Consider the following 7,820-nt stretch of genomic DNA (forward strand, 5'->3'; position numbering starts at 1 on the left):
CCATAGCGTCGTGAGAACAGCCAGCACGAAACTCCCCGCCACGTTGATGCCCAGCGTGGTCCAGGGGACCTGGCCGGCGGATTCAGGGAAAACGAGCCCCAGGGCGTAGCGGAGTTCCGTTCCAATCAGTCCGCCTGCCGCCACTGCCAGCCATGCCCGCCAGTCAGGCATTCCGGCGTTCTTCATTGAGCAGGTACAAGGACACAGCCCGCGTGGTTGTGGTCGCTGTGAACCCACAGCGCCGCCGTCACTGCATCTGCCAGATCGTAGTCCCGGGTCCTGCCTCCGTTGCGGATCCGTACCATCAGGGCGCCCCCGAACGGCCTGCGCCCCAGGACCTCCACCTCGGCGTCGAGGTCTATTTCCTCCGCCGCCAGGTATCGCAGCAGGTCCGGATTCTCGTCGCTGATGCGGGTAATTCGACCTGTGTGGCCCTCGTCGAGTTCAGCCAACAGGTGGGCGGGAGGCAACATCACGGTGCCATCCGCCGAGGGGATGGGATCGCCGTGCGGGTCCCGCTGGGGGTTGCCCAGCTTGGTGGCCATCCGCTCAATGAACGTGTCCGAGACCGCATGCTCGAGCAGTTCGGCTTCATCATGGACTTCATCCCAGCTATAGCCGAGCTCTTGCACAAGGTAGGTTTCGATCAGGCGGTGGCGGCGCACCATGGACAGCGCCAGCCGAACGCCGGCCGGCGTCAGGGTGATGGCGCTGTACGGTTTATGGTCAACCAGCCCCTGGTCCTTGAGCTTGCGCACCATTTCCGAGACCGATGAGTTCGCAACGCCCAGACGCTGTGCCAGCTGCGAGGACGTGATGGGTTTGGCCTGCCATTCGGTAAAGCCGTAAATGACCTTGACGTAGTCCTCGATGGAGGAGGAGGGCGCGCTGGTCTTCACCCCTCAAGCCTACCCGCTGGCGGGCATCACACCCTGGCTGCCCGCCATGTCAGGGTCAGATACGGCAGGCTGACCTCTTCGTCGACATCGTGTCCCAGATGCTCGTGGAGGTACCAGTCGAGGTTCGCCAACACTTTGCCGCGTATTGCCTCCGTGGCACGCAGGTAATAGCTGCGGGACTTCGTCAGCTCCATGATTTCCGCCGTGCTGAGCCTGTCCTCCCACCTGGTGACATGGCTCTCGAGGCCACCGAACCCGGGCCCCACTACGGGCCGGAAACCAGGCTTGTACACATCACCCGCGTGCATGATGCGGGACAGCCGGTGAACCCAGGGAATGGACGTGTCCAGCTGGTTCCAGATCAGGCCCAGCGTTCCACCGGGGCGAAGGATACGTGCCAGTTCCGTGCTCGCGGGCAGCGGATCGCACCAGTGCCACGCCTGCGCAACGCTGACGACGTCGAACACAGAGTCAGGGAGCCCTGTTGCCTCTGCTGTCCCTCGGGTTGCGGACACCTCAGGATGATGGGCGCGCAGTTGTTCGAGCATGTCCCCGGAAGGATCCACCGCTGAGACTGTGAGGCCGCGTTCCAGCAGGAGGGCGGTGAACTTGCCCGTACCGGCGCCAACGTCCACGGCGTCCCTGGCCCCGGCCGGGATCAGCCAGTCCGCTGATTCGCCCGGGTAGCCGGGGCGAACCCGCTGGTAGTGCTCGCCGCCATCCTGGAAGCTCTGGCCGAGCTCCTGGCGGCGGCCATGGTCAAGCCTGGGGCCACCCCGTGCCACGTGCGGCCTCCTTCAACTGATGCCCATGGGTATCCTTCGAATTTACCGCATTTGACCGCAGCCGCCTGATCGCGGCCTGCTGATCAGGAATGCTCAGTCATCAAGGCACGGTGCCGCGCCGGCCGTTCCGGGTGTGTTCGGCGCCCACTCCGGGTACGTGCGGGTGTCGTTGGCCGGAACCCAGCGCCCTGAATCCACCACGTAGTCCCAGCCGAGGCCCGAGCTTCGGAGTTGCTCGATGCCGGCCAGCAGCCGCTGCGCATCCTCAAGCCGTGACCCCACTCCGAAGCTCGCCCGCAGCGATCCCGAGGGAAGTCCGAGGCGCTTCAGCAGCGGGTGGGCGCAGAAGCGGCCATCCCGGAGGCCGACGCCGTGCTCGGCCGAGAGATAGGCAGCCACCAAGCCCGCGTCGTAGCCGGCCACAGAGAAGTTCACGACGCCGATAGTGCCGGTTTCAGCGTCCGTGTCAGAGAAGATCTGGTGGACAGTGACGCCGTCGATCTTCTGCAGTCCTTCCACCAGGAAAGCCCTGATGACTGATTCGTGGGCGTGCCAGCGTTCCTGATCCAGTGATGCGAGGACCTGGGTGGCGCGCGCCAGCGTGGCCGCACCCAGGACGTTGGGGGAGCCGCCCTCGTGCCGGGCGGGGCCCGTGGCCCAGCTGACGCCGTCGAGCCTTGCCTCACGGACGGCGCCGCCGCCGGCGAGGTGGGGCTTGCCGGCGTCGAGCCAGTCCGTGCGGCCCACCAGCACACCGGCGCCGAACGGGGCGTAGAGCTTGTGGCCGGAGAAGACCACGTAGTCGACGCCGTCAGCGTTGATGTTGATCCGGCGGTGCGGAGCGAGCTGGGCGGCGTCCACCACAATCCGGGCTCCGAACTCGTGGGCCAGGGCCGCCAGCGTCCGGATGGGGAGAATTTCGCCGGTGACATTCGACGCGCCCGTGACGGCGAGGAGGCTGACGCTTCCCTGTTCAAGTTCGGCACGGAGCGCTTCGATGGTCCCGGTGATGGTGTCTGCAGCGACAACGCTGCGGTGCGGCACGCCCTGCCATGGAAGAAGGTTGGCGTGGTGCTCTATGTCCAGGTAAAGCACATCGCCGTTTGGCCGTCCGTCCGTCAGCGGGAGGCAACCGGCCAACAGATTCAGCGAGTCTGTGGTGTTCCGGGTGAAGATCACGGAGTCGTCCGGCCGGCCGCCCACGAAGTTACGCACGATGTTCCGTGAGTTCTCGTAGACGGAGGTACTGATCTGCGATGCATAGCCGGCACCGCGGTGGACGCTGGCATAGAACGGCAGGATCTCGTTCAGGTAGGCGGACACCACGGAGAGAGCCGGTGCGGAGGCGCCGTAATCCAGGTTGGCGTACCGGACGTGGCCACCCTGGATCAGCGGGGCCTGGATTTCAGCTCCGGTGACAGCGGAAAGGGGGCGCCCGGCGATGGCGAACGGATCGCTGAAGGCGGAGCCCGCTGTGTGAACTGGGGAAACGGCGTTGGGGGAGACAGTGGCAGTTGTCACGGAGACCTCACTTTGAAAGGACGCCCGTTGGCCGGGAATCCGCGCTTGCCGGGTCCGTTCCGGACCGGCCTGGTCGTCACCCGGGGCACCCCACCGCGAATGGAGGGTTGCCGGCCAGCAAACCGGGGTTTAGCGCTGGCACTCGTGACCTGTTAAGAGCGTAGGACATGTCCCCGGCCGGGAAAAAGCCGCGCCGAATGTTAAGGGCTTTGTTACGCACATTTGGGTAAGCGGAGTTTCTCCGAACATACGACGGCGGACGCCCCCATCAGGAGGCGCCCGCCGTCGATAATTCGAAATAACGTCCCGGTGACGGACTAGAGGAGATCGTCCAGTTCCGGATTCAGGCGCTTGAGGACCTCGGAGTGGAGGATGGAATTCGTGGCCAGGGCGTTGCCGCCGAACGGCCCGTCCACGCCTTCGAGCGACGTGAAGCGGCCACCTGCTTCCACCACAATGGGGACCAGCGCAGCCATGTCGTACAGATTGAGCTCAGGCTCGCAGGCGATGTCCACGGAACCTTCGGCCACCATGCAGTACGACCAGAAATCGCCGAATGCGCGCGTGCGCCACACATCCTCTGTCAGCCCCAGGAACTCATCGAGGTTGCCGCGCTGCTTCCAGCCTCCAAGGCTCGAATAGGAGAGGGAGGCATCTGACAGCTTTGACACGTCCGAGACGCGGAGCCTGGTGGCGGCTGCGAGCGACCGGCCCATGTAGGCTCCGGCACCTTTCGCGGCCCACCAGCGTTTCCCCAGGGCTGGCGCGCTGACCACTCCCACAACCGGTTCGCCTTCGTCAACGAGGGCGATCAGCGTGGCCCAGACCGGAACGCCGCGGACAAAGTTCTTAGTGCCGTCAATGGGATCAATGATCCAGCGGCGTGCCCCGTGGCCGGAGCTGCCGAATTCTTCCCCGAGCACGGCGTCGCGGGGACGCGAGCGGGAGAGCTGGCCGCGGATGGCTTCCTCCGCGGCTTTGTCGGCGTCGGTGACCGGCGTCAGGTCAGGCTTGGTCTCGATGTGCAGGTCCTGGGCCTTGAAGCGGCTCATGGTCTGGTCATCCACGGAATCGGCCAGCACATGGGCCAGGCGCAGGTCATCGTTGTAGCTCGAAGCGGGTTGGATCATGGTTACAAACTACCGTCTCCGGGCTGCTGGGCCCGGGAGGTGGACGGTCAACGGCTAGCTGATGCTGCCCAGTTCCTTGGTTTCCTGGCCTTCCAGCCGCGGATCTGCACCGAGCAGTCGCCGCAACGATGCGAGCCGGGCCGGTCCGGTGGGGCCTGCGTTGCCGGCGGCCACCCACGCGTCCACGCCACAGTTGACGGCTGCGGCGTTGTGCTTGCAGCCGCGTTCGCAGGCGTCAGTGCCCGGCTCCAGGTCCGGGAAGGACCGCAGGATCCGGTCGGGGTCCACGTGCGCCAGGCCAAACGAGCGGATTCCAGGGGTATCGATGATCCAGCTTCCCGCCGGGGCATCGGTGAGTTTCAGGGCCAGGGCCGACGAGGACGTATGGCGGCCGCGGCCCGTCACCGCGTTCACGCCGCCAGTGGCCCGTTCCGCTCCGGTGAGCGCGTTGACCATGGTGGATTTGCCCACTCCCGAGTGGCCCAGCATTACTGTCACTTTCCCGTCCAGGTGGGCCCGTAGCTGCTCCACAGCGTCACTGTCCAGCCGCGCGGAGAGGCCGTCGTCCGAGCGGGCGTCGATACCGGAGGCGGCCGAGTCTGCCGTCCGGCTGATGATGACCGGAAAGTCCAGGTGCTCATAGTTGGACAACAGTTCAGCGGGGTCCTTGACGTCAGCCTTGGTGACGAGCAGCAGCGGCTCAATGCCGGCGTCGTAGGCGGCCACGAGGGCGCGGTCGATAAAGCCGGTGCGGGGCTCAGGATTGGCGGCGGCCACCACCACCACCAGCTGATCAGCATTGGCCACTACGGCGCGCTCAATCGGGTCCGTGTCATCCGCGCTGCGGCGAAGAAGGGTCCGGCGGTCCTGGATCCTGACCAGGCGGGCCAGCGTGTCGGGTTCGCCGGAGACGTCCCCTACGAGGGAGACGAAGTCGCCGGCCACCACAGGGGAGCGCCGTAGCTCGCGGGCGCGAGCGGCAATGATGACCCGTTCGTCCCCGGAGCCTTCCCCGACGATGGCGGTATACCTGCCGCGGTCAACGGTGATAATGCGGCCGGTGACGGCGTCGTCGTGGCTGGGCCGGTCCTTGGTCCGCGGCCGGGAGCCTTTTTTGCTGGGCCGGATCCGGACATCGGACTCGTCCCAGGAATCAGTACTGCGCGCCACCGGTGGAACCTTCCGCCGCCGCAGCTGCGGATCCGCCCTGGGCGAGCATGTCAGCCCACATCCGCGGGAACTCCGGCATGGTCTTGGCTGTGGTGGCGATGTCCTGGACTTCGATACCGGGTACCGCCAGGCCCAGGATGGCGCCGGCGGTTGCCATCCGGCGGTCGGCGTAGCTGTGGACGACGCCGGCGTGCAGCGTGGCAGGCCGGATCACCAGGCCGTCGCTGGTCTCCTCGGCGTCCCCGCCGAGCCGGTTGATTTCTGTGACGAGTGCCGCGAGCCTGTCTGTCTCGTGGCCGCGCAGGTGGGCGATGCCGGTCAACCGTGAGGGACCGTTGGCCAGAGCGCAAAGCGCCGCGACAGTGGGGGCGAGTTCACTTGTTTCGGCAAAGTTGCCACCCTTGATCTCACGCCCGCCGGTGACGGTCAGGACACCGTCCGCCATGCTTACTTCCGCGCCCAGGTCCGCCAGGATGCTGCGCCACAGATCTCCTACCTGAGTGGTTCCTTCGGGCCAGTCCGGGATCCGCACTGTTCCTCCCGTGGCCAGGGCAGCGGCCAGGAATGGACCCGCGTTGGAGAGGTCCTGTTCGATGCGCTGGTCAAACGCGCGGATGGGTCCGGGCGCCACCACCCAGTGGTTGGGCACCGAGTCATCAACGGCCACGCCGACACCCCGGAGCACTGCCACAGTCATGTTGATGTGGTCCAGGCTCGGCACAGGTTTTCCGACGTGCTCGAGGTGGAGTCCCTCCGTAAACCTCGCACCCACCAACAGGAGGGCCGAGACAAACTGTGACGACGCGCTGGCGTCGATCACCAGGTGGCCGCCCCGGACTTCCCCGGTGCCCTCAACACTGAACGGCAGCGAAGTGGGGGTGCCGCCGTCGTCCGCTGTCAACGTCACGCCGAGCCCCTTCAGGGCCTCGATGATGGTGCCCATGGGGCGCTTCCTGGCATGGGGATCGCCGTCGAAATCACTCACGCCGTTCCGCAGTGCCGCCAGCGGCGGGACAAAACGCATCACGGTTCCTGCAAGCCCGCAGTCGATGCGCGTCCGTGACGACGGCGCCTCCTGGCTCAGGGGAATGACCTCGAGGTCCGGCCCGAAGGCGCCGTCGCCGGGCACCTCGGTGATGGTGGCACCCAACTGGCGGAGCGCATCAATCATCAGGGCGGAGTCACGGGAGTGCAGGGGAGCCCTGAGCCGTGACGGGCCGTCAGCCAGCGCGGCGAGCACCAGGAATCTGTTGGTCAGGGACTTTGAACCCGGCACCGTGACAGTGGCATTGATCGGCCGGCTGGCGAATGGAGCCGGCCAGTGCGGAACGGAGCCGGACGTGGCGGCGGAAGCTGCGGGGGTGGAACCGGTCATCCGTCCTTACGCCCCCGTTGCCTGCTCCACGGCACGGCGGACAGCCTTGTCCGCCTTGTGGAGCTGTTTGCCGGTGGTCTTTTTGGCGTCCGCGGCGAGGTGCTCGGCACGCCACGCGAGGCCCGGCTTGCCGGCGGTGTCAACTGATGCGAGCAGGGCTCCGCCGCTGAGTGAGATGTTCTTCAGCAACTGGCTCCGCCGGGCCTCACGGCCTGCTTTGGTGCTGATGTCGGCGCTGCGCCATTCCACGAAGGTGTTCAGGAGCGAAATGACTGTCAGTACCGTTGCCGAGAGACGGCTGAACTTGCCCAGGCCGAACAGAATTCCGGCACCAATCTGGGTTCCGCCGATTACCCGTGCCAGCGTCCGCTCGTCGGTGCGGAATGGCAGCGACGCTGCTGCCTTCTTCAGGAGAGGGGAGAGCTGCTGGGCAGTGTCGTCGGCGTTTTTGAGTTTGTCCAACCCGGCGGCGACGAAACTTGAAGCGAGCATGGGACGGGCGAGATTGCGGACAAAGGACATGGATTTCCTCCTGGCTGGACGAACCGCGTCGAATGCGGCGAAGTCGGTTCTAGTCTTGCACTTTTGGGGAATATTTGCCTGTCGGGCGGGGTTATGGATTGCGGGTCAGCTGAACACCGTGCGGCCCGAAGAATTGGCCGGCAGCCAATCGCCGGAGAAATACCTGCCTGATTCAGAGTGGCCAGACCTCAGTTCTGGCATTACTCGGAGTGGCCTGACACAGGAGTGGAGTTGCCCTTGCGGTTGCTAAAGGACGGGACGGACCCCTCGGGCCCCGTGGTGATGAACACTCTGGAATCCGATCCTCCGGAGTATGGAACCCCGCGTGCCAAGGGCCCCACAGTAGACTTGAACGCAATGAGCACCCTGGATCCGGCCCTTGAGGCCATGTATGAGGCCTCCGGACGCGAAGCCAAAG

Annotated in this window: 8 protein-coding genes and 1 riboswitch; all 8 genes read right to left on the reverse strand. The window is 65.8% G+C overall.

The window, feature by feature from the left end; translation table 11 throughout:
* Positions 1-186: fluoride efflux transporter FluC (locus DBR22_RS25230; protein WP_146187488.1), on the reverse strand; the 186-nt coding region annotated here is incomplete at its 3' end.
* Entirely contained in the window at positions 183-899 is a 717-nt protein-coding gene (locus tag DBR22_RS12185; RefSeq protein ID WP_108599229.1) for a metal-dependent transcriptional regulator, read from the reverse strand. The genes DBR22_RS12185 and DBR22_RS25230, both read right to left, overlap by 4 nt.
* Positions 900-925: 26 nt before the next feature.
* Positions 926-1,684, reverse strand: coding sequence for a class I SAM-dependent methyltransferase (locus DBR22_RS12190; protein WP_108599230.1), 759 nt, complete (start codon positions 1,682-1,684; stop codon positions 926-928).
* 93 nt (positions 1,685-1,777) lie between these two features.
* The gene (locus tag DBR22_RS12195; protein WP_108599231.1) at positions 1,778-3,205 is read right to left on the reverse strand and encodes an aminotransferase class V-fold PLP-dependent enzyme; all 1,428 of its coding nucleotides are present in this window, start codon (positions 3,203-3,205) and stop codon (positions 1,778-1,780) included.
* A gap of 36 nt (positions 3,206-3,241) precedes the next feature.
* Positions 3,242-3,355, reverse strand: a riboswitch (SAM riboswitch).
* Positions 3,356-3,522: 167 nt separating this feature from the next.
* Entirely contained in the window at positions 3,523-4,335 is an 813-nt protein-coding gene (hisN, locus tag DBR22_RS12200; protein WP_108599232.1) for a histidinol-phosphatase, read from the reverse strand.
* Positions 4,336-4,389: 54 nt separating this feature from the next.
* The gene (gene rsgA, locus DBR22_RS12205) at positions 4,390-5,505 is read right to left on the reverse strand and encodes a ribosome small subunit-dependent GTPase A (RefSeq protein WP_108599233.1); all 1,116 of its coding nucleotides are present in this window, start codon (positions 5,503-5,505) and stop codon (positions 4,390-4,392) included.
* Positions 5,489-6,880 carry a 3-phosphoshikimate 1-carboxyvinyltransferase gene (aroA, locus tag DBR22_RS12210; protein ID WP_108599234.1) on the reverse strand — a complete coding sequence of 464 codons (1,392 nt, stop codon included), beginning with the start codon at positions 6,878-6,880 and terminating at the stop codon, positions 5,489-5,491. Before aroA ends, rsgA begins: the two co-directional genes overlap by 17 nt.
* A 6-nt stretch (positions 6,881-6,886) precedes the next feature.
* Positions 6,887-7,402, reverse strand: coding sequence for a DoxX family protein (locus DBR22_RS12215; protein ID WP_108599235.1), 516 nt, complete (start codon positions 7,400-7,402; stop codon positions 6,887-6,889).
* Positions 7,403-7,820: the final 418 nt, after the last annotated feature.

This window comes from Arthrobacter sp. HMWF013, from assembly GCF_003061105.1.
In the GTDB taxonomy this organism is placed as follows: Bacteria; Actinomycetota; Actinomycetes; order Actinomycetales; family Micrococcaceae; genus Arthrobacter.